Origin of the sequence: Stutzerimonas balearica DSM 6083 (genome assembly GCF_000818015.1) — a bacterium.
Classification (GTDB): domain Bacteria; phylum Pseudomonadota; class Gammaproteobacteria; order Pseudomonadales; family Pseudomonadaceae; genus Stutzerimonas; species Stutzerimonas balearica.
Window position 1 is genome coordinate 1,014,672 of sequence record NZ_CP007511.1, and the last position, 20,329, is coordinate 1,035,000.

Sequence of the window (20,329 nt, forward strand, 5' to 3'; positions counted from 1 at the left end):
GCGCCGCCAGTTCACTCCGGGGAATGGAAGCTGAGGCTGTAATTGACCGCCTTGGCACCCGGGTCGAGGATATCCAGCGCGATGTGGATAGGGACCTGCGGCGGCATCTCGTGCTGGCCGGCCAGTTCGCCGGCGAGGTATTCGCCGGGCTTGAAGCTGCGACTGGCGACCAGTTTGCCGTTGAGATCGGCAAAGCGCAGCTCCAGCAGTGGGAAGGGCTGGGCGAAGGGGGCGCGGTTGTAGAGGATGGCATCGACCACCAGCGCGCCCTCGAAGTCCGGATGGCTGCGCACCACCAGGTTGCTGCTGCGGATCTGGCTGATGTCCACGCGTGATGGCAGTGTGCAGCCTAGCGACGGGCAGGCCAGTTCGAACCAGGGACGGTAGCGATCCTGCCGTGCCAGTTCGTCGAAGTTGTAGACCAGATACTGAGCGGCGAGGCCGCCCGCGGCGAGCAGGTTCAGCAGTCCCCAGCCCAACCAGCGTCCCCACGGCTTGCGTTGCTCGCGCCAGTCGAGCTGCAACGGCTCTTCCTCGAGTTCGAACAAGTCGCCCCTTGGCAGGTCGGGCTCCTGTCGGGAGTGCTCAATGGCCGTCTGCTCGTCGTCGGAACCCTGCGTTTCAAGCGCCGTCGTGCTCAGTGCGGGCTCGATGCGTTCCTCGAGCGGGGCCGCGCTGGATGGCGCAGCGGGGCGAGTCAGTGGTGCCGGGGGTGTCGCGGTGTTGCGATCAGCCGGCGTGAGTCGGTCATTGGCAAAGGGGCTGGCGGCGGGCGGTGCTTTGGTGTCGTCGCGCTGTTCCTCGGCCAGCAGCGCTTCGGCCCAGGCCTCGTCCGGGTGTGGCGGCTGCGCGAGCGGGCGAGCCGTCAGGGTATTGGCTTCGGTCAGCTCGTTGAGGTCGCGCGAGAGTGCGCGCTCCTGAGCTTCGAGCTTGGCCAGTTCTTCATCGAGATCCAGGTTGTCCAGGTCAAGGTCGTCGTGGATCCACTGCGAGTCGTCCTGGGCAGCCCTGTCGGGGCCGGCGCTGGGCGCGGCAGCTGCAGGCGCCGGAGTTTGCGTGGGCGCCTCGGCAAGGGGGCTTTGCTGCGGTTGCCCACTCTGCGGATCCTGCGAAAGTGCGTGCGCGGCATTGAACACTTCCAGGCAGGCGCCGCAACGCACCATGCCGCGCGCGGCAGTCAGCTGGGTGCTGCTGACGCGGAAGCTGGTGCTGCAGTGAGGGCACTGGGTGATGAAGCTGGTCATGCACGATTCCGCAGGAAAATGCCGGCTAGTCTAGCGCAGGCGATGGCTGATCCGGCAGCGCTGCCGTTAGCTGCGCACGCCGCTGATTCGCACCCAGCCATCTTTTTCGGCCGTCGGGTCAAGATCAAACGCGGCCTGGTAGGCACTGCGGACCTCGTCGGCCTGTTCGGCCAGAATCCCGGACAGCGCCAGGCGCCCACCCTTTTTGACCAGTGCGGTAATGGTCGGTGCCAGCTCGACCAGCGGACCGGCAAGGATGTTCGCAACCACGACGTCCGCGGGCTCTTGCGGCAGGTCGGCCGGCAGGTAGACCGGGAAGGCGTCGGCCGCCAAGCCGTTGCGGCCGGCGTTGTCGCGCGAGGCCTCCAGCGCCTGTGGATCGATGTCGGTGCCGCGCGCCGAAGCGGCGCCGAGCAGCAAGGCGGCTATACCAAGGATGCCCGAGCCGCAGCCGAAATCGAGCACGCTGCAGCCGCCAAGGGCCTGGCCGTCCAGCCACTCCAGGCAGAGGGCGGTGGTGGGGTGGGTGCCGGTACCAAAGGCCAGGCCGGGGTCCAGCAGCAGATTGACCGCCTCGGGCTGCGGTGCTTCGTGCCAGCTCGGTACGATCCACAGGCGCCTGCCGAAACGCATGGGCTGGAAGTTGTCCATCCAGCTACGCTCCCAGTCCTGGTCTTCGATGCGCTCGAGTTGGTGATCCGGCACCTGGCCGCCGCGCAGCAGCGCGAGGTGCGCGAGCAGCGAGTCGCCGTCGGTGTCATCCTCGAACAGGGCGAGCAGGTGTGTGTGGGTCCAGAGCGGCGTCGTTCCCAGGTCGGGTTCGAAGATGGGCTGGTCCTCCGCATCCATGAAGGTGACCGAAACGGCGCCGAGTTCCAGCAGCTGGTCTTCCAGTTCGGGCGCCTGCTCGGGCGTGATGGCGAGTCGGACTTGCAGCCAGGGCATGGGAGGCCTCTTCGGGATGGGCAGGGATGGCGGGCAAGCTTACTGGAGAGGGTGCAGCGCGACCAGTGCAGCGAGGGGTTGCGAAAACGACAGAGGCCGCCCGAAGGCAGCCTCTGTTTGCAGCGCCGGGCCTGTGGCTCAGTGCTTGTCCATACCCAGTTTCTTTTCCAGGTAATGGATGTTCACGCCGCCCTTGCAGAAGCCAGCATCGCGCGTCAGCTCGCGATGCAGCGGGGCGTTGGTCTTGATGCCGTCAACGATCAGTTCGTCCAGGGCATTGCGCATCCGGCCCATGGCCTCGTCGCGGCTGCCGCCGAAGGTGATCAGCTTGGCTACCAGCGAGTCGTAGTTCGGCGGTACCGCATAGCCGTCGTACAGGTGCGAATCGACGCGAACGCCGTTGCCGCCGGGCGCATGGAAGTGCTTTACCTTGCCCGGGCTCGGCATGAAGGTGCGAGGATCCTCGGCGTTGATCCGGCACTCGATGGCATGGCCGCGAATCACCACGTCTTCTTGCGTGATCGACAGCTTTTGGCCGCCGCCGATCAGCAGCATTTCCTTGACGATGTCCACGCCGGTGACCATTTCGGTGACCGGGTGCTCGACCTGGACGCGGGTGTTCATCTCGATGAAGTAGAAGTTGCCGTCTTCATAGAGGAACTCGAAGGTGCCGGCGCCGCGGTAGCCGATGTCGAGGCAGGCCTGCACGCAATGGGCCTGGACCTTGCGGCGAGCCTCTTCGTCGATCAGTGGCGCAGGAGCTTCCTCGATCACCTTCTGGTGGCGGCGCTGCAGCGAGCAGTCGCGGTCGCCCAGGTGGATGGCGTTGCCCTGGCCGTCGGCAAGTACCTGGATCTCCACGTGACGCGGATTGACCAGAAACTTCTCGAGGTAAACCATCGGGTTACCGAAGGCAGCGCCCGCTTCGTTACGGGTGAGCTTGGCCGAGGCGATCAGGTCCTCTTCCTTGTGCACCACGCGCATGCCGCGACCACCGCCGCCGCCTGCGGCCTTGATGATCACCGGATAGCCCACTTCGCGGGCGATCTTCAGCGCTTCTTCCTCGTCTTCCGGCAGTGGGCCGTCGGAGCCCGGCACCGTCGGTACGCCGGCCTTCTTCATCGCATCCTTGGCCGAGACCTTGTCGCCCATGAGGCGAATGACGTCGGCGGTCGGGCCGATGAAGGTGAAACCGGACTTTTCCACCTGTTCGGCGAAGTCGGCATTCTCGGCAAGGAAGCCGTAGCCGGGGTGGATGCCGTCGGCGCCAGTCACTTCGGCGGCCGCGATGATGGCCGGAATGCTCAGGTAGGATTTGGCGGAGGCCGCCGGGCCGATGCACACCGACTCGTCGGCCAGCGAGACGTGCATCAGATCACGGTCGGCGGTGGAGTACACCGCGACGGTCTTGATGCCCAGCTCCTTGCAGGCGCGCAGTACGCGCAGCGCAATTTCGCCGCGGTTGGCGATCAGTACTTTTTCCAACATCGTTGGCTCCCGGCGGTTCAAACGATGGTGAACAGCGGCTGATCGAACTCAACCGGATGGCCATTTTCCACCAGGACGGATTCGATGGTGCCGCTGGTCTCGGCCTCGATGTGGTTCATCATCTTCATGGCTTCGACGATGCAGAGGATGTCGCCTTTCTTCACGGTCTGGCCGACGTCGACGAAAGGCTTGGCTTCCGGCGAAGAGGCGCGATAGAAAGTGCCGACCATCGGCGAGCGAACCACGGTGCCGTTCAGCTTTGGAGCGGCTGGGGCCGATTCGCTTGCGGCGGGTGCAGCGGCAGGTGCCGGGGCAGCGACCGGCGCGGGAGCCGGCGCATAGACCGGTTGCTGCACGGCCATCTGCTTGCTGTGGCGACTGATGCGAACGGATTCTTCACCTTCGTGAATCTCCAGCTCGTCGATGCCCGACTCTTCCAGCAGTTCGATCAGTTTCTTGACTTTGCGAATATCCATGAAGCGTTGACTCCCAGGCTAAGTTCAGAGGGCATTACCGTTCGCAGTCTCCCGAGGCTGACAGGTGCGTCGCCGGTCAGGAAGCTGCGATGTGTTCCAGGGCGGCATCCAGGGCGAGGCGATAGCCGCTGGCGCCGAGGCCGCAAATCACTCCAACCGCTACGTCGGAGAAATAGGAGTGATGGCGGAAGGGTTCCCGTTTATGCACGTTGGATAGGTGCACTTCGATGAATGGGATGCTCACCGCAAGCAGCGCGTCACGCAATGCGACGCTCGTATGGGTGAACGCGGCGGGATTGATGATGATGAAGTCCACGCCTTCGTCGCGCGCAGCGTGGATGCGTTCGATCAGTTCGTATTCGGCGTTCGACTGCAGGTGCAGCAGGTGATGGCCGGCCTCGCGCGCGCGCTGCTCGAGGTTCTGGTTGATCTGCGCCAGGGTAACGGCGCCGTAGACGCCGGGCTCACGCGAGCCCAGCAGGTTGAGATTCGGGCCGTGAAGGACCAGAAACGTGGCCATGGATGTCCCTTGTTCTTCTCGTTGGCACGGCGCGCGTGGAACCGCGGCCGGAAAAGGCCAAGACTATGCATGAAGGCCGGGCTGACTGTCCAGTCATGTGGCGATCGGCGGAAATGGCCGCACGATATCTGGAATTCGCCGCGCAAATCACAGCTGGTCGGCGGCGATATCCAGCTTCGTGGCGAATTCGCCGGCGTCCAGTTCGCCTACCACTCGCGCGGCGCCGATCTCGGCCCCCTGGCGATCGAAGAAGAGGATCGCCGGAGGGCCGAACAACTGGTAGCGGTCCAGCAGGGCGCGTTGCTCGGCATTGCTCTCGGTGATGTCGAAACGAACCAGGCGGTAACCGTTCAGGCGCGGGGCGATCTGCGTGGCGCGAAACACCTCGCGCTCGATCACCTTGCAGCTGATGCACCAGTCGGCATACCAGTCGAGCAGCAGCGGCTGACCCGCCTGTCTGGCGGCCGCGAACTGGCGCTGCAGCTCTTCGGGGGTGGAAATGCTATGCCACCGATCGGTCGTTTCCGCCGTTTCGGTTGGCAGCGCGCGTGCCAGCGGACGCAATGGGTCGTCGGCTCCCTGCAGCGCACCGACCCAGGCGGCCAGGGCATAGACCAGCAGCGCCAGGCCTGCCAGCTGTGCGAGCTTGCGAGGCGAGGTCTTGGGTACGAATTCGAGCGCACCGAGAAAGATCGCCGTTCCGGCCGCGAGCGTGCCCCACAGTGCCAATGCGAGCGGGCCGGGCAGGATGCGTTCGAGCATCCACACGGCGACGGCCAGCAGCAGCACGCCAAAGGCGTTGCGCACCTGCACCATCCAAGGCCCGCTTTTGGGCAGCAGCGCACTGCCGCCCGTTGCGAACAGGACCAGCGGCGTGCCCATGCCCAGACCCAGTGCGAACAGCTTCAGACCACCGCCAAGGGCGTCTCCGCTGGCGCTGATGTACAGCAGCGCGCCGGCCAGTGGCGCCGAGACGCAGGGCGAGACGAGCAGGCTGGAGACGGCGCCCAATAGCGCGGCGCCGGCAATCGATCCACCCCGGGCACGGTTGGCGAGACCATCCAGCCGGGCGCTGATCGCCTGCGGCAGGCGCAGTTCGAACAAGCCGAACATGGCAAGGGCGAAGGCGACGAAGAACAGTGCAAACGGGACCAGTACCCAGGGCGATTGCAGCCTGGCCTGGAGGTTGAGTTCGGCGCCGAACTGCCCCATCAGCGCGCCGAGCAACGCGAAGCCAGTCGCCATTGGCAGTACGTACGCCAGCGAAAGCGCCAGGCTGCGGCCGGTGCTTGGCTGACCGCGCAGGACCACGCCGGACAGAATCGGCAGCATGGGCAGTACGCAGGGGGTAAAGGTCAGGCCGAGGCCGGCGAGAAAGAACAGCAGCACCGAGCGCAGCAGCGGCTCGCCATCGGTGCTCGCAGCCTGGGGCTGCTCGCCTGCCGGAGGCTCGTCGCCAATGGTGAGCATCTCGGTTTCTGGCGGATAGCAAAGCCCCTGGTCGGCGCAGCCCTGGTAGCTGACACGCAGACCGAATGACCGACTGTCGGGGTTGCTGACCGGCAGCTCTACATCGAGCACGCCGTAATACACTTCGACCTCGCCGAAGTAGTCGTCGGTCTTCTGCTCCCCCCTAGGCAGTTGAGCTTCGCCCAGGGTCACGCCGGGGGTGGTCGTGGTGAACTGGAACCGATGCCGATAGAGGTAGTAGCCAGGCGCGGCGATGAAGCGCAGCTTCACTTGTGTGGGTGAGCTCTGGGTGACGCTCAGGCGGAAGGCTTCGCGAACCGGAAGGAAGTCGGCACTGTTGTTCAGCGTTCCCAGCGCGGGCGGTTGCTTATCGAACAGCCCAGCCTGGGTCAGCGGGGGCAAGAGCAGCAGAAACAGCAGGGTCAGCACACGGCGCATGGTCGTTCCACCTGAAACAGTGCGCGGCATCATACCCAAGCTCGTCCAGCATGGCGCGCGGTCAGTCGTCATCCCGGCCTTCCTCCTGCAGACAGATCCAGCCTTGCTCCTCTATGTGTGGCAGTGCCCGTAGCGCCCGGCCTTCGCAAGGGCCCGCGACACAGAGCCCGGTTTCGATGAGAAACAGCGCGCCGTGGCTCGCGCATTGCAAAAGGCTGCCACTGTCGTCGAGAAAACGATCCGGCTGCCATTCCAGCGGTAGCTGGCGATGAGGGCAGCGGTTTTCGTACAGATACACCTTGCCATTGCGCCGCACCGCGACCAGCCGCAGCTCGGGCAGCTCGAAGCCGCGGCTTTGGCCTTCGCCTATTTCGTGGCCAGGACAGAGACGAATCATCTTCGGGCTCCCGCGCAAAAGAACGCATTATCCGCTTCGCTGCGGTCGCAGCAATCGCCCCGGGTGCTGTCCGGCGCTGCGCATGCGATAGTCGCCGGCAGTCCTGTACGTTCGCTTGTGAGGTGTCTCGATGCGTCGCTGTCTTTCGTTGTTGTGCTTGCTACTGGCCGCGTGCAGTTCGTCAGCTCCGGTCTTGCCGCAGTGGCAGGCGACCGAGGGGCTGGAGCACAGCGAGGTCGGGCGCATCGTCGACTTGCGTACGGGGCAGGTGATCGATCCCCGGCAGCTGGTCGAACGGCTAGCGCCCGCCGAGCGGGTCATCGTAGGGGAGCGCCACGACAATCCAGACCATCACAGCCTCCAGCTCTGGCTCCTGCAGGCGCTTGCGCACGAGCGCGCGCAGGGCAGCGTGCTGCTGGAAATGATCGTTCCGGCACAGCAGGCCCGGGTTGATCAGGCGCGAGCGGACTTGGCGCGCGGCGACAGGCCTGCCGATCTGCCCGCCCGGCTGGACTGGTCTGAAGGCTGGCCGTGGAATCTCTACGGATCGCTGGTGGGCTATGCGCTTGCTCAGCCATACCCGCTGCTGGCTGCCAATCTGGACCGAAGCGAGATAGTGGAACTCTACCGTTCCCCTGTGCCGATACCCGGCAGAGCCTCGTCCCGGCGGGCGGTGATCGAGGCGCTGACGGCGCAGATCGTGCAGTCGCATTGCGGCATGTTGCCCGACACTCAGGTGCCTGCGATGGTCGGCATACAGCAACAACGTGATCGACGCATGGCCGAGCGGCTATTGGCCGCGCCGGCGCCGGCCCTGTTATTGGCGGGCGGCTTCCATGCGCGCCGCGATGTCGGTGTGCCGCTGCATATTGCCGACCTGGGTGGGCCAGCCCCATTGGTGGTGATGCTTGCCGAGGTCGGTGAGCCGGTCGAGCCGCGGCAGGCAGACTTTGTCTGGTTCACCCCGGGCCTGCCGGAGCAGGATCACTGTGCGGGCTTCAAGGCCGCGGCCGACGGCGGAAAGCCCTGAGTCGTTTCGTCAGGCAAAAAAAGACCCGGCGGGTGCCGGGTCAAAAACCGTGATTAGCCTGATGAGGAGATAACCCGAAAGTCCGACTGCCTGGGCTTTCAGTTACCGGCTGATCTCGCGATCAGTTGAAGTAATAATAACAATTCTCATTAGCGAGTCAAGCACTCGGATGCACCTTTCGTCACGCCACGGTGGCGAATCGCAACTGCGTCAGCTCCTTGTTCAGCAGATCGATTCGCCGGGCCATGCTCTCGATCAGGCTGTGTGCAATCCGCGGATTGCTCTGGGCCAGGCCGATGAACTGCTCCTTGGGGATGACCATCACCGTACAGGGTTCGCTGGCGATGACGCTGGCGCTGCGCTTTTCCTGGGTGAATACCGCCATCGCACCGAAGATCTCGTCCTTCTGCACATCACCCACCTTGTGCCCATCGACGATGGCATCCGCACGTCCTTCGATGATGATGAAGACATTGTCGGCTTCGTCCCCCTGGCGAATCAGCTCTTCTCCGGCCGCGAAATGCTGGAACCCCGTCGTCGGTCGCAGCTCTGGCTGCCTGAAGCGTGCGAGGGCATCGGATAGCAGCGCCGTCTGCCCCGCCAGGTACTGCACGAACAGCTCCTGGCGCTCAGGCGCAGCGTGGATGTGGCTCAACGCCGCGCTGCGCGAGTAGGGCACGAGCAGCACCGGCTCATCGCTGCGGTAGCGGCATGGCGGAAGCTCGCGACCCTGATAGAGACCGAGCAGGTCGCCTTCGTGCAGGTAGCACAGCGGTTTGTCGTCGATCAGCACATGCAGCAGGCCGCTCTCGATCAGGTACAGCTGCTGTTCCGGCAGCTCGGCGCCGAGGTCGTCGGTGCGGCGGCATTCCAGCGCCGGGCCAGCCGGTGCCAGTCCCTCGAGCAGTTGGGCTGGGATGCCCTGCAGGCGCTGAATCAGCTGGTCTGCATAGGCAGGTTGCTCGCCGAGTAGGTACATGTCGACAATCCTTGAGCGAACGGGCGGGGCGAAGGGTGAATGGGCGAACGATAGGCGTGGCGCGGGGGGGAGTAAACGGTACGAATCGGAGGATGTGAGCTAGCTCCGGTTGCGCAAAAAAGCTTCCAGTTCCCGGTTCAGCTCGGCTTTGACTGTGGCCGGTAGCCTTTGCCACTGGCAGTCCAGAAGGGCGCCTTCGATGGCGTACAGCAATACGCGCGAGGCGCCGAAACCGCGGGCCTTGACGGCGGCATAGCTGTCGACGGCGCCACGCTTGCGCAGGTCTTCGACACTATGGATGCCGCAGGCATGCAGCCACTGGACGGATGTCTTGCCTAGGTTGCGCAGGGCGAGAAGTTCGTCGTGCATGTGTTACCCCGTGGCGCAACGGTGCGGATAGCCGGCGATCAGGTGCAGCGGCCAGCGGATCGTGCGAGTGGTCGCGGGCGCGCCCCAACGGCTCGATAGTTCCGCAAGCAGTGCATCGACGGGGTCGCTGGCGTGTAGCTGACGATACTTGGCAACCGCTGACCAGGTCCGCAGATAGCCGACGAGCTGTGCCAGGTTCCAGCGGGTCTCGAGCGCAAACGCCGGTGCGGTGAGCCGGGCGAACGGCACCTCGATGTCGCGATAGCCGGCGTCGACGCTGCGTCGGCCCTCCGGCCAGCAGCCGCGAAGGGTATCGCCGTGGAGCGTCCCGATCAGTTCATCGATCGCCGGCGTCACGCTGAGCAAGCTGTAGCACCAGGCGCAGAAAAAGCCCTCTGGACGCAGTGCGCGGCGAATTTCTTCGAAAAAGATGGGTGTGGCGAACCAGTGCAGGGCCTGCGCAACCACCACCAGGTCCAGCGAGCCATCGGCGACAGGGATTTGTTCGGCGTCAGCGGCGAGGCGTCTTACGCCCTGCCAGTCTTCACCGCTGGAAAGCTGTTCGACGCTGGCATCGCAGCCGATGACCTCATCGAAATGCATGCGCAGGGCGCGCGCGGCCTGGCCGTTGCCGCAGCCGATATCCAGCGCCCGTTCGCGCTGCGCGCACCGCTGTGCGAGCCAGTCGAACAGGACGCTCGGGTAGGTTGGCCGGAATGCGGCATAGGCTCCGGCGTTGGCGGCGAACAAGGCCACGCTGTCGCGCGAAGGGGCGGTCGATGGTGCTGCGGTGCAAGAATCGGTCATGGCGAGGCATCGACGGGACGATGTCGCCAGTATAGGCCGCGTCGACGGGCTCTGCCGGACGCGGCCGTTGGCTCAGAGCCCAGGTAGCCGCTGGCGAATCGCCCCGACGAGACTGTCAAGGCTGGCGGCGTCGTTGGTTTCCACGCGGCGGGCGACCAGCAGCTCGCCCTCGTCCAATGCTTCACGGCTGGCCTGTTGGGCGCGAACCACATCGAGATTGGCGTCGGATGGGTCGTGACCCTCAAGCTGGCGCTGAGCCAGCCAGAGTTCGATGACCGCGTCGGGCGCGTTGCAATCGAGAATCACGAATGGGACACCCGTGCTTTCTGCCATGCTGGCGGCGGCCGTGCGCTGTGCGCGCTTGAGGTAGGTGGCATCGATCACGACCGAGAAACCGGCCGAGAGAATGGCCCCAGCCAGTTCGTGGAGGCGGGCGTAGGTAGCTTCGCTCGCCGCCTGGCTATAGATGCCCGTATCGAGCTGTCCGGTCGCCTCCTGGGGTTGCGTGCCGAGCAGACGCTTGCGCTCCACGTCCGAGCGCAGGCGGATGGCGCCAAGCGCTTCGACCAGACGCATGGCGACGTGGCTCTTGCCCACCGCCGAAACGCCATGCGTCACCGCTAGAAACCTCGACGGTATGGCGCTGTAACTCTCGGCCAGGTTGGCGTAGCTGCGGTACTGGCGCAGGACCACCTTGCGCTGGACCGGGTCTTGCTCCTGGTACAGGCGGAACAGGCTGACCTTGGCTCGCACGAGGGCGCGATAGGCTTTGTAGAGGTTCAGCAACTGCAGTGCCGCGTAGTCGCCGGTTTGCTCGAGCCAGCCGTTGATGAAACGACGCGCCTGGCACTTGAGGCCGCGATCCTCCAGGTCCATCGCAAGAAAGGCCGCGTCGGATGCGATGTCGATCAGGCGGAAGGGCTCGTTGAACTCGATGCAGTCGAACAGCACGACCTGGCCATCGATCAGCGTGGCGTTGCCCAGATGCAGATCACCATGGCACTCGCGAATGAAGCCCTCATCGCAGCGGGCCTGCAGCACCGGTTGCAAGCGGCTGATGCTGGTTTCCATCCACTGCTCGAGACTGTCCAGCTGCGCCAGATCGCTCGCTTCGTTGAGCAACGGACGGATCTGCTCGAAATTCTGCCGCATCGGGGCAACGATGGCTTCGGGGGTATTGAGCGCATGGTCGGCGGCGATGTGTGGCGTGCTCAGGTGAAAGCTGGCGATACGGTCGGCCATCTGGTCGATATGCGCTTCGGTCAGTTCGCCCCGTGTCTGGAGTTCGGCCAGTAGCTGGGCCTGGGGGAACTCGCGCATCTGCAGCGCATATTCGATAGGCTCGCCCGGGCCGCCAAGCTGCGGTGCCTGTGCGCTACCGGTAATCGGCAGTACCTGCAGGTAGAGGTCCCCGGCCATGCGCTGGTTCAACCGTAGTTCCTCTTCGCAGAAGTGCCTGCGGGCGGACAGCTCGGTGAAGTTCAGGAAGCCGAAGTCCACGGGCTTCTTGATCTTGTAGGCGTAGTGGCCGGTCAGGATGACCCAGGAAATGTGGGTTTCGATCACCCGGAACGCATCGACCGGGTGGGGATAAAGGGCGGGGTTCTGTAACGCGCTGATCAGATCTTGGCTCACGGTCACTCCTTGCTTCGAGAGTTGGCGCCAGGCGGGCCGGAACGCTTTACAGGCCACACCGTGAAAAAACGCCGGCATTATCACTGCTCGTTCCGCTGCTGGAAACCGTCGAGAGGCGCTCGGCCGTGCATGACAAAGCTGCGTATAATCCGCCGCCATGACTAAGTCCCGCTCCCCTCGCAATCGCACTCGACGCCGATCCAGTGCCGCCCGGCCGTGGCTGGGTTGGGTCGTCAAGCTGTCGATCGTCGGCCTCGTGATCCTCGCCGGTTTCGCCGTTTATCTCGATGCCATCGTCCAGGAAAAATTTTCCGGCAAGCGCTGGACCATCCCGGCAAAGGTCTACGCACGTCCGCTCGAGTTGTTCGTCGGGCAGAAGCTGGCCAAGGACGACTTCCTCGCCGAGCTGGACGCCCTTGGCTATCGGCGCGAGAAGGCCGTCGCCGGTCCTGGCGGCGTTTCCGTGGCCGGCAACAATGTGGAGATGCAGACCCGCGGTTTTCAGTTCTATGAAGGCGCCGAGGAGTCACGACGCATCAGGGTGCGCTTTTCCGGTGACTTCGTTGCCGGGCTAAATAGCGCTGACGGCTCCAGCCTGGCCGTCGCGCGCCTGGAACCGGTGTTGATCGGCGGCCTTTATCCGGCGCACAACGAGGACCGCATCCTGATCAAGCTGGATCAGGTGCCGCCCTATCTGGTCCAGACGCTGGTGGCAGTCGAGGATCGGGAGTTCTTCGAGCACTTCGGCGTTTCGCCCAAGTCCATCGTCCGTGCCGTTTGGGTGAACCTGACGGCCGGCGCGGTGCGTCAGGGCGGCAGTACGCTGACGCAACAGCTGGTGAAGAACTTTTACCTCACCAACGAACGCAGCCTGACGCGCAAGGCCACCGAGGCGATGATGGCGGTGCTGCTGGAGCTGCACTACGACAAGCAGGAGATTCTCGAGGCCTACCTCAATGAGGTCTTCCTCGGCCAGGATGGTCGGCGTGCCATCCATGGCTTCGGGCTGGCCAGCCAGTACTTCTTCGGCCAGCCGCTCGCCGAGCTGAAGCTGCACCAGATCGCCCTGTTGGTCGGCATGGTCAAGGGGCCGACCTATTACAATCCGCGCCGGCATCCGGAGCGCGCACTCGAGCGGCGCAACCTTGTGCTCGACCTGCTCGCCGAGCAGCAGGTCGTCGATCCGGCCGAAGTCGCAGCCGCCAAGCAGAAGCCGCTCGGGATCACCCAGCGCGGCAGCATGGCCGACAGCTCCTACCCGGCCTTCCTTGATCTGGTGAAGCGCCAGTTGCGTGAGGACTATCGCGAGGAAGACCTGACCGAAGAAGGGCTGCGGGTATTCACCAGCTTCGATCCGATTCTTCAGCTCAAGGCCGAGCAGGCCATGAGCGATACGCTCAAGCGCCTTGGCAAGGGGGCCGAGGCCGTCGAGGGCGCCATGCTGGTGACCAATCCGGAAACCGGCGAAATCCAGGCGATGCTGGGCAGCCGGCAACCTGGCTACGCTGGCTTCAACCGGGCTCTTGATGCGGTTCGGCCGATTGGCTCGTTGATCAAGCCGGTGATCTATCTGACGGCACTGGAGCGTCCCAGCCAGTACACGTTGACCAGTCTGCTGGAAGATGAGCCCTTCTCGGTCAAGGGCGCGGACGGGCAGGTGTGGCGACCGCAGAACTACGACCGCAAGGCCCACGGCAACGTCTATCTCTACCAGGCGCTGGCCAACTCCTACAACTTGTCGACCACCCGCTTGGGCCTGGATCTGGGGGTGCCGAACGTACTCAAGACGCTGCAGCGCCTCGGGGTATCCGTCGACTGGCCGGCTTATCCTTCGATGCTGCTCGGGGCCGGCGCGCTAAGGCCGATCGAGGTCGCCGATGTGTATCAGACGCTTGCCAACGGCGGCTTCAACACGCCGTTGCGCGGCATTCGCAGCGTACTGACCGCGGAGGGCGAGCCGCTCAAGCGTTATCCGTTCCAGATTCAGCAGCGTTTCGATCCGGGCGCCATCTACCTTACGCAGCGGGCCATGCAGCGCGTGATGCATGAGGGCACCGGGCGTTCGGCGTACAACCAGCTGCCACGCTCGCTCAACCTGGCGGGCAAGACCGGGACCACCAACGATCTGCGTGACAGCTGGTTTGCCGGCTTCAGTCAGGACTTGCTGGCGGTGGTATGGCTAGGGCGCGACGACAACGGCAAGACGTCGCTGACCGGTGCTACCGGCGCGCTGCGGGTGTGGACGGATTTCATGCGGCGGGCCGATCCGTTGCCATTGAACTCGCCGCTGCCGGAGAACGTCGTGCAGGTCTGGGTCGATTCGCGCACCGGCCAGGGTACCGATGAACGCTGTCCTGGTGCGGTTCAGATGCCCTACATTCAGGGTAGCGAGCCGGCTCCGGGGCCGGGTTGTGGTATTCAGGCGCCTGCCGAGTCGGTCATGGACTGGGTCAGGGGTTGGCTGCAGTAGCGTTGATTGCGCGGCTGCCACTAGGAGTTCGAAAAGGTGTACGTGAACAAGCAATTGATGGCTTTGTGCGTGATTGCCATGGCCGTGCAGGGATGTGCCAGTGTCGATCGCCGCGCGATCCCGGTGGTGGACTCTGGCGCGCCGGTTTCCGAGCAGACTGTTGCACGTCAGGCGTACCGGCCTGCCGGCGCGGCTCCGGCACCCGCCGGGCAAACGGCGGATTCGGGCGTCATGGTAATGGTGCCACCGGGCAATTCGGCGCCCTTGCAAACGTTCGCGGCGCCAGATGCCGGTATCGTCGGTACCGTCGATAGTACACCCGGCGCAACGCCGCAATGGGATTCGGGAGCAGGCGCTGTCGGCACGCCGTCCATGGGGACGCCAATGCCGGCCGCGCCTGCACCGGCGCCGACCGGCGTGCCGTCCTCAGGTGGGCTCTCGGCAGACGAGCAACTCGACGGGCCGGTGCTGGCATTGCTCACCACGGCCCGCCAGCAGCAATCCGGGGGCGACCTCAACGGTGCCGCCTCGAGTCTGGAGCGCGCGCAACGGATCGCGCCGCGTGAGCCGCAGGTGCTCTACCGGCTGGCCCAGGTTCGGCTCGAGCAGGGCGATGCTGTGCAGGCTGAGCAGCTATCGCGGCGCGCGCTGAGCTACGCCAGCGGCCGTCCTGCCTTGCAGGCGAGCCTCTGGGAAATGATCGCGCAGGCACGCGAACGGCAGGGCGATGCAGCAGGGGCCGCAGCCGCTCGCCAGCGTGCCAAGGTCAGCCTGTGATGGATCGGCGTATACCCGAACTGGCCGATGTGTTGTTGCTCATCGAGCGCGAGCTGAGGGTCGCAGGGCTGTGGGCCGACGTGGCGCCCTCGGCCCAGGCGCTGGCCAGCAGCGCGCCATTCTGCGTTGATACGCTCCCGTTCGAGCAGTGGCTGCAATGGGTGTTCTTGCCAAGAATGAAGCAGATCGTCGAGCAGGAGTGGCCCCTGCCTAGGGTATCGGGGCTAGGTCCCATGGCCGAAGTGGCCTACGCGGGGCGACCGCTGGCTGGGTTGATCGAGGCGCTGGAGCGCTTCGATCAACTGCTCAGCGAGGGTTGAGGTCACACTCCTCGGCAATCTTCTTCTTTGTTTCGGTGATGCGTGCCTGGCGCTCCTCCTCACCGATGCGGCGCAGTTCGCCACCTTCTTCGACCCGAACGCGCGGGTTGCTTTGCAGTTGAGCCAGGTTGGTGCGCAGTGTTTCGCAGTGTTGTTTGCGCTGTGCCTCTTGCTCGGCGACCTGACGCCGAACTTTCTCGTCGATTTCGGCCTGCGGGTCCTTTGCTTCCGCGCGCGGCGGTGTCGGCGCGACCGGGGCCGGCGGGGCGGCGACCGTATTGATGGTTTGCGCCGGCTGATCTTGTGGAGGTTGAGCTCCGAAATGTGTTGTTCCCTGGGCATCAACCCATTTGTATACCTGGGCCGCCCAGGCAGGGCTGCCGAGCACGGCCAGAAGGCTGGCGGCGACGAGCATCGAGCGCATCGAGAATCCTTAACGGGGTGTCTTGGTGGCTGCACTATAACCAAATCGGTCGCCGGCGCTTCTGTACCAGGTCACAGCGCAACGCCGCGCAAACGCAACGGCAGACTTGACTTGGCTGCCTCTAATCCGAACAATCCGAGGCTTGCTGTCCTGAGCAGCTCGCCGCAAGCGGGTCTCCGCTCAGTTTGACAAGCATGAGGTGCTACCCGCGCCGACTCCGCATCACCCGCAACGCGTTACCTCGCGCTGGGTGGGACTCCCGCAACACTAGGGCCGTCCCGATACTGGCTCGTCAGTGGCTGACGTAGTCGGCGACTACCGTCGCTCATGCCCTGCTCGGCAGTAAACCTATTCCTGGCTGTTCCAAGAGGGATCAGCCGTCTGGCGTTTCAGAGGTGAACAACGTGGAACTGTTATCCGGCGCTGAAATGGTCGTCCGCTTCCTGCGTGACGAAGGCGTTAAGTACATTTACGGGTATCCGGGCGGTGCTCTGCTGCATATCTACGATGCGCTGTTCAAAGAGCCCGAGGTGACGCACATCCTCGTGCGCCACGAGCAGGCCGCTACACACATGGCCGATGGTTATGCCCGCGCGACCGGCAAGGCCGGCGTTGTGCTGGTGACATCCGGCCCGGGCGCGACGAATGCGATCACCGGGATTGCCACCGCCTACATGGACTCGATTCCCATGGTGGTCATCTCCGGGCAGGTGCCAAGCAACATGGTCGGCACCGATGCGTTCCAGGAAACCGACATGATCGGGATTTCCCGGCCAATCGTTAAGCACAGCTTCATGATCAAACATCCCTCGGAGATTCCCGAGGTGATGAAGAAGGCGTTTTACCTCGCCCAATCGGGGCGCCCTGGTCCGGTGGTGGTCGATATCCCGAAGGACATGACCAATCCGGCCGAGAAGTTCGAGTACATCTACCCGAAGAAGGCAAAGCTGCGCTCTTACAGTCCGGCCGTACGCGGACACTCCGGTCAGATCCGCAAGGCAGCGGAGCTGCTGCTTTCGGCCAAGCGCCCGATCATCTATTCCGGTGGCGGTGTGATCATGGGCGGGGCCTCCGAGCAGCTCACCGAACTGGCGAAGATGCTCAACCTGCCGGTGACCAATACCTTGATGGGGTTGGGGGCATTCCCGGGCACCGATCGTCAGTTCGTCGGCATGCTTGGCATGCACGGCAGCTACACGGCCAATCTGGCGATGCACCATTCGGACGTGATTCTGGCCGTGGGCGCCCGTTTCGATGATCGCGTCATCAATGGCGCGGCCAAGTTCTGCCCTAACGCCAAGATCATTCACATCGACATCGACCCGGCCTCGATTTCCAAGACGATCAAGGCCGACATCCCGATCGTTGGTCCGGTCGACAGCGTGCTGAGCGAGATGGTCGCGATCGTGAAAGAGATCGGTCAGGCACCGAATGCCGAGTCGCTTGCCAGCTGGTGGAAGCAGATCGAAGAATGGCGCGGTAATCGCGGCCTGTTCCCCTATGACAAGGGCGACGGCTCGATCATCAAGCCGCAGACCGTTGTCGAGACGCTGTGCGAAGTCACCAAGGGCGATGCCTATATCGCCTCGGATGTCGGCCAGCACCAGATGTTTGCCTGCCAGTACTACAAGTTCAACAAGCCCAACCGCTGGCTGAACTCTGGTGGCCTGGGCACCATGGGCTTTGGTCTGCCTGCGGCCATGGGCGTGAAGCTCAACTTCCCGGACGCCGAAGTCGCCGTGGTGACGGGGGAGGGCAGTATCCAGATGAACATCCAGGAACTGTCGACCTGTCTGCAGTACGACTTGCCGGTGAAGATCGTCAATCTGAACAACGGTGCGCTCGGCATGGTCCGCCAATGGCAGGACATGCAGTACAACAGTCGTTACTCACATTCCTACATGGAGTCGCTGCCTGACTTCGTCAAGCTTGCCGAGGCTTACGGTCATGTTGGCATGCGTATCACCGATCTGAAGGATCTCAAGCCGATGATGGAAGAGGCCTTCGCCATGAAGGACCGTCTGGTGTTCCTCGACATTGCCGTGGACAACACCGAGCACGTCTACCCGATGCAGATCCGGGACGGTGCGATGCGTGACATGTGGCTGAGCAAGACGGAGCGGACCTGACCATGAGACACATCATTTCCCTGCTGATGGAAAACGAGCCGGGCGCGCTGTCCCGTGTCGTCGGTCTGTTCTCCCAGCGCAACTACAACATCGAAAGCCTGACCGTCGCGCCGACCGAGGATCCGACTCTGTCGCGTCTGACCCTGACGACCATCGGTCACGAGGACGTCATCGAGCAGATCACCAAGAACCTGAACAAGCTGGTCGAGGTGGTCAAGCTGGTGGACCTGTCCGAGAGTGCGCACATCGAGCGTGAACTCATGCTGATCAAGGTCAAGGCCACCGGGGCGCAGCGTGCCGAGGTCAAGCGCACCACGGACATCTTCCGCGGCCAGATCGTCGATGTGACGCCAAGCGTCTATACGATTCAGCTCGCCGGTACCAGTGACAAGCTGGACAGCTTCATTCAGGCGATCGGCACTGCGGCGATCCTTGAAGTGGTTCGTAGCGGCGTAACTGGGATCTCGCGTGGCGACAAGGTGCTGAGCATCTGAGGCGATGCGCCGCATTCGCGGCGCGTCACGGCAAACAGTTTATTGAAGGGCCCACGAGGCCAGTAACAGGGGTATTACATGAAGGTTTCCTACGATAAGGACTGCGATCTTTCCATCATCCAGGGCAAGAAAGTCGCAATCATCGGTTACGGCTCCCAGGGCCATGCTCACGCGTGCAATCTGAAGGATTCCGGCGTTGACGTAGTGGTCGGCCTGCGCACTGGTTCGCCGTCGGTGGCCAAGGCAGAGGCCCATGGTCTGACCGTCAAGCCGGTGAAGGAAGCTGTTGCTTCGGCTGACCTGGTCATGGTCCTGACTCCGGACGAGTTCCAGGGGCGCCTGTACAAGGACGAGATCGAGCCGAACCTGAAGCAGGGTGCAACCCTGGCTTTCGCCCACGGTTTCTCGATCCACTACAACCAGGTCGTGCCGCGCGCCGATCTCGACGTGATCATGATCGCACCGAAGGCGCCGGGTCACACCGTGCGCTCCGAGTTCGTCCGTGGCGGCGGTATCCCTGACCTGATCGCGATCTACCAGGACGCATCCGGCAATGCCCGTAACGTCGCGCTGTCCTACGCCTGTGGCGTCGGCGGTGGTCGTACCGGCATCATCGAAACCACCTTCAAGGACGAAACCGAAACCGACCTGTTCGGTGAGCAGGCCGTTCTCTGCGGCGGTTGCGTCGAACTGGTCAAGGCCGGTTTCGAAACCCTGGTCGAAGCGGGCTACGCGCCGGAAATGGCCTACTTCGAATGTCTGCACGAGCTGAAGCTGATCGTTGACCTGATGTTCGAAGGCGGTATCGCCAACATGAACTACTCGATCTCCAACAACGCCGAATACGGCGAGTATGTCACTGGTCCGGAAGTCATCAACGCCGAATCCCGTGCTGCCATGCGCAACGCTCTGAAGCGCATCCAGAACGGTGAGTACGCCAAGATGTTCATCACCGAGGGTGCGGCCAACTATCCGTCGATGACTGCTTATCGCCGTAACAATGCGGCACACGGCATTGAGGTCGTCGGTGAGAAGCTGCGCGCGATGATGCCTTGGATCGCGGCGAACAAGATCGTCGACAAGAGCAAGAACTGATCGACATGATCTGAAGGAACGCGGCCAAGGCCGCGTTTTTTCGTTTAAGGGCGCATTCTTGGTATAAAGCGCGTGGCTGGATGATGAACCGCGTAAGCGAAGCTCTGTCCATTCTTTCGAACCCGCAGTAAATGGTGATCGTGCATGACCGAACATCCCGACGAGTCGAACACTCCCAACGAGCCGGAAAGCTTGTTACCCATCGATGAGCATGTCGAGGAAAGCCATGACTCCGATGGCCGGAAGGTACGTCACCGCGGCGTTTACTTGCTGCCCAACCTGTTTACGACGGCGAACCTGTTTGCTGGTTTTTTCTCGATTATCAGTGCGATAAACGGCAACCTGCATGTCGCCGCGGCAACCGTTTTCGTCGCCATGGTGCTCGATAGCCTGGATGGCCGAGTTGCCCGTTTGACCAATACGCAGAGTGCCTTTGGCGCCGAATACGACTCGCTGTCAGACATGGTGGCTTTTGGTCTGGCTCCGGCTCTGCTTGCCTACGAGTGGGCTTTGTCCGAGCTTGGCAACGTGGGGCTGACCGTGGCGTTTATCTATGCCGCTTGTGCGGCCTTGCGCCTGGCACGTTTCAACACGCAGATCGGCAAGGTCGACAAGCGCTGGTTCATTGGGCTGGCCAGCCCCGCTGCCGCCGGGGTTGTGGCCGGCTGGGTTTGGGCGGTTTGGGCGCTTGACGAGCAGGGTGTCGCTGGCGGTGACCTACCACTGGTTCTGGTCATGTTGTTTGCACTGATGGTGGCGGCCGCCGGCCTGCTTATGGTCAGTAACATAAAGTATTACAGCTTCAAGGACCTGGACCTCAAA

General features: G+C 63.5%; 20 protein-coding genes (1 of these 20 running past the window's edge). 8 read left to right on the forward strand and 12 right to left on the reverse strand.

The genetic code is table 11. The annotated features are described in order from the left end of the window. Window positions 1-11: 11 nt before the first annotated feature. From CL52_RS04595 to CL52_RS04625, 7 genes are all read right to left on the reverse strand, one after another. Entirely contained in the window at window positions 12-1,244 is a 1,233-nt protein-coding gene (locus tag CL52_RS04595; protein WP_043218801.1) for a DUF3426 domain-containing protein, read from the reverse strand. Window positions 1,245-1,310: 66 nt separating this feature from the next. Further along, a complete protein-coding gene (gene prmA, locus CL52_RS04600; protein ID WP_043218802.1) occupies window positions 1,311-2,189 on the reverse strand; it encodes a 50S ribosomal protein L11 methyltransferase in 879 nt (292 codons plus the stop codon). A 138-nt stretch (window positions 2,190-2,327) separates the two neighbouring features. Beyond that, window positions 2,328-3,677 carry an acetyl-CoA carboxylase biotin carboxylase subunit gene (gene accC, locus CL52_RS04605; RefSeq protein ID WP_041111152.1) on the reverse strand — a complete coding sequence of 450 codons (1,350 nt, stop codon included), beginning with the start codon at window positions 3,675-3,677 and terminating at the stop codon, window positions 2,328-2,330. Between the two features lie 17 nt (window positions 3,678-3,694). Continuing rightward, window positions 3,695-4,153 carry an acetyl-CoA carboxylase biotin carboxyl carrier protein gene (gene accB / locus CL52_RS04610; protein WP_043218803.1) on the reverse strand — a complete coding sequence of 153 codons (459 nt, stop codon included), beginning with the start codon at window positions 4,151-4,153 and terminating at the stop codon, window positions 3,695-3,697. Window positions 4,154-4,229: 76 nt separating this feature from the next. Beyond that, a complete protein-coding gene (gene aroQ / locus CL52_RS04615) occupies window positions 4,230-4,673 on the reverse strand; it encodes a type II 3-dehydroquinate dehydratase (protein WP_041111149.1) in 444 nt (147 codons plus the stop codon). A gap of 147 nt (window positions 4,674-4,820) precedes the next feature. Further along, a complete protein-coding gene (locus CL52_RS04620) occupies window positions 4,821-6,581 on the reverse strand; it encodes a protein-disulfide reductase DsbD (RefSeq protein WP_074519913.1) in 1,761 nt (586 codons plus the stop codon). Between the two features lie 61 nt (window positions 6,582-6,642). Further along, the gene (locus tag CL52_RS04625) at window positions 6,643-6,978 is read right to left on the reverse strand and encodes a Rieske (2Fe-2S) protein (RefSeq protein ID WP_043218805.1); all 336 of its coding nucleotides are present in this window, start codon (window positions 6,976-6,978) and stop codon (window positions 6,643-6,645) included. Between the two features lie 130 nt (window positions 6,979-7,108). Here CL52_RS04625 and CL52_RS04630 point away from each other — a divergent pair, with 130 nt between their 5' ends. Next, entirely contained in the window at window positions 7,109-8,008 is a 900-nt protein-coding gene (locus tag CL52_RS04630) for a ChaN family lipoprotein (protein WP_043218807.1), read from the forward strand. A gap of 181 nt (window positions 8,009-8,189) precedes the next feature. Here the strand turns inward: CL52_RS04630 and CL52_RS04635 are convergent, their stop codons facing one another. The 4 genes from CL52_RS04635 to CL52_RS04650 all read right to left on the reverse strand — a co-directional run bounded on the left by CL52_RS04635 (window position 8,190) and on the right by CL52_RS04650 (window position 11,798). Then, complete coding sequence (locus tag CL52_RS04635) at window positions 8,190-8,987, reverse strand: Crp/Fnr family transcriptional regulator (protein WP_041111143.1); 798 nt, start codon at window positions 8,985-8,987, stop codon at window positions 8,190-8,192. A 99-nt stretch (window positions 8,988-9,086) separates the two neighbouring features. Beyond that, window positions 9,087-9,356, reverse strand: coding sequence for a TfoX/Sxy family protein (locus tag CL52_RS04640; protein ID WP_041111141.1), 270 nt, complete (start codon window positions 9,354-9,356; stop codon window positions 9,087-9,089). Between the two features lie 3 nt (window positions 9,357-9,359). Beyond that, a complete protein-coding gene (locus CL52_RS04645) occupies window positions 9,360-10,163 on the reverse strand; it encodes a class I SAM-dependent methyltransferase (RefSeq protein WP_041111139.1) in 804 nt (267 codons plus the stop codon). Window positions 10,164-10,235: 72 nt separating this feature from the next. Further along, window positions 10,236-11,798 carry a bifunctional aminoglycoside phosphotransferase/ATP-binding protein gene (locus tag CL52_RS04650; RefSeq protein ID WP_043218811.1) on the reverse strand — a complete coding sequence of 521 codons (1,563 nt, stop codon included), beginning with the start codon at window positions 11,796-11,798 and terminating at the stop codon, window positions 10,236-10,238. Between the two features lie 157 nt (window positions 11,799-11,955). Here CL52_RS04650 and mrcB point away from each other — a divergent pair, with 157 nt between their 5' ends. From mrcB to CL52_RS04665, 3 genes are read left to right on the forward strand one after another with little or no spacing between them, the layout of a single operon-like run. Next, window positions 11,956-14,268: a penicillin-binding protein 1B gene (mrcB, locus tag CL52_RS04655; protein ID WP_043218812.1), complete on the forward strand. Its 2,313-nt coding sequence runs from the start codon at window positions 11,956-11,958 to the stop codon at window positions 14,266-14,268. Between the two features lie 57 nt (window positions 14,269-14,325). Continuing rightward, entirely contained in the window at window positions 14,326-15,045 is a 720-nt protein-coding gene (locus tag CL52_RS04660) for a tetratricopeptide repeat protein (protein WP_043222946.1), read from the forward strand. Then, on the forward strand, window positions 15,045-15,365 hold the full coding sequence (locus CL52_RS04665) for a YqcC family protein (protein ID WP_043218813.1): 321 nt from the start codon (window positions 15,045-15,047) through the stop codon (window positions 15,363-15,365). Before CL52_RS04660 ends, CL52_RS04665 begins: the two co-directional genes overlap by 1 nt. Here CL52_RS04665 and CL52_RS04670 read toward each other — a convergent pair. Beyond that, window positions 15,352-15,789 carry a DUF4124 domain-containing protein gene (locus CL52_RS04670; RefSeq protein WP_043218816.1) on the reverse strand — a complete coding sequence of 146 codons (438 nt, stop codon included), beginning with the start codon at window positions 15,787-15,789 and terminating at the stop codon, window positions 15,352-15,354. The genes CL52_RS04665 and CL52_RS04670 overlap by 14 nt on opposite strands. 404 nt (window positions 15,790-16,193) lie before the next feature. On the opposite strand from CL52_RS04670, the gene CL52_RS04675 reads away from it, so the two are divergent. From CL52_RS04675 to pssA, 4 genes are all read left to right on the forward strand, one after another. Continuing rightward, window positions 16,194-17,918, forward strand: a complete 1,725-nt coding sequence (locus tag CL52_RS04675; protein WP_043222948.1) for an acetolactate synthase 3 large subunit — start codon at window positions 16,194-16,196, stop codon at window positions 17,916-17,918. Window positions 17,919-17,920: 2 nt separating this feature from the next. Further along, on the forward strand, window positions 17,921-18,412 hold the full coding sequence (gene ilvN / locus CL52_RS04680; protein WP_041111129.1) for an acetolactate synthase small subunit: 492 nt from the start codon (window positions 17,921-17,923) through the stop codon (window positions 18,410-18,412). 78 nt (window positions 18,413-18,490) lie between these two features. Beyond that, window positions 18,491-19,507, forward strand: coding sequence for a ketol-acid reductoisomerase (ilvC, locus tag CL52_RS04685; RefSeq protein WP_041111127.1), 1,017 nt, complete (start codon window positions 18,491-18,493; stop codon window positions 19,505-19,507). Window positions 19,508-19,651: 144 nt separating this feature from the next. Continuing rightward, a protein-coding gene (gene pssA / locus CL52_RS04690) for a CDP-diacylglycerol--serine O-phosphatidyltransferase (RefSeq protein ID WP_041111125.1) crosses the window boundary here: on the forward strand, window positions 19,652-20,329 show its 5' portion. It continues 162 nt past the right edge of the window; the window shows 678 of its 840 coding nt (coding positions 1-678); its start codon is at window positions 19,652-19,654; its stop codon lies off the right edge, out of view.